This is a genomic window from Streptomyces sp. SID3343 (assembly GCF_009865215.1).
Lineage (GTDB): Bacteria > Actinomycetota > Actinomycetes > Streptomycetales > Streptomycetaceae > Embleya.
Genome location: NZ_WWJX01000845.1, coordinates 1 through 1,194 on the forward strand (window position 1 = coordinate 1; position 1,194 = coordinate 1,194).

The window sequence follows — 1,194 nt, forward strand, 5'->3', positions numbered from 1 at the left end:
GCGGAGCCGGAACCGTACGGACGGGACGTGGGCGGAACGGATCCGTATGCGCGGGACGTGCCCGGACCGAGCCCCTATCGGCGGGACGCGGCGGAGCCGGATCCCTACGCGCGGGACGCGGTCGGGCCGGATCCCTATGCGCGGGAGGTTTCCGACCCTTACGCGCGGGACGTTCCCGGGGCGGAGCTGTACGAGCGGGAAGCGCCGACCCAGGACCTGTACAAACGGGAGGCGCCGGGGCGGGATACCTACGAGCGTGACGCGTACGACCGCGACCGCGACCGCGATCGGGGTGGTTCGGGTCGCGACGGCTACGGCGCGCCGGAGCCCGAGCGGGAGTCCGAGTCCGATCGGCGCGAGCGGGAGCGGATCGAGCGGCTCGACCGGACCCTTCGGCTCGACGACGTCGACCCGTACGACGAACCCGAGAAGCCCGGAGGCACGTGGTGACCGACTCCGCCGATCCCACCGCGCCACGCCAGTTGGTGATCGTGGTCGACCTGCGTACCGAGTTCGCATCGGTGCTGGCTGCCCGTCGGTTCGCCGACATCCAGACCGCGTACGCGCGGGCCCGGGTGCCGGCCGGGACCCAGCACGTGAACGCCGACCGGGTGCTCGTGATCGACGCCGTCGAGGAGTTGACGGCGCACCGCGAGGCGTACGAACTGATCTTCGCCGGCATGTACAGCAAGGTCGTGTGCGTCGCGGTCGGCACGCCCGCCGCGGGCTCCGTCGTGCTGCGCCGACCCGGCCAACTCGCGGGCAGCGACGCCGCGACACTGTGGGTCGGCGACGTGCGCGGCACCGAGTGGGCGCCGGGGCGTGCCCCGGGGATCACGCTGGCGCCCGACGACGCGGACGCGCTCGGGCCGCTGCTCGACGTGCTCACCCAACCCGAGGTGTTCGACAACGTGCTGGGTGGGGTCACCGAGATGCCGCGTTCGGCCGCTTCGCCCGGCATGAGCGTGTTCGTCCACCGCATTCGCGACGACGCCGTACAGCGGGCCAGGATCCGCGCCGCCCAGCGGTTCGCCGGAAACGACGGCGGCGTGGACGAGCCGTGGCCCGAACCGCTCGCGTCGCTCGCCGAGGGCAGGGGCGCCGCGCTCGCGGTCGCCGGGCCCGGGTCGCAGGACTGCGTACGGCCCGACGGCCGGCTCGGTGGCATCGGCGGCCTCGCCGGGCAGGGCTTCA

The 1,194-nt window shown here is 73.9% G+C and carries 2 pseudogenes; both read left to right on the forward strand.

What is annotated here, in order from left to right:
* Positions 1 to 450: pseudogene (locus tag GT354_RS52780) on the forward strand (hypothetical protein); the annotation flags it as partial.
* A pseudogene (locus GT354_RS26360) lies at positions 447 to 1,194 on the forward strand (hypothetical protein); the annotation flags it as partial. The pseudogenes GT354_RS52780 and GT354_RS26360, both read left to right, overlap by 4 nt.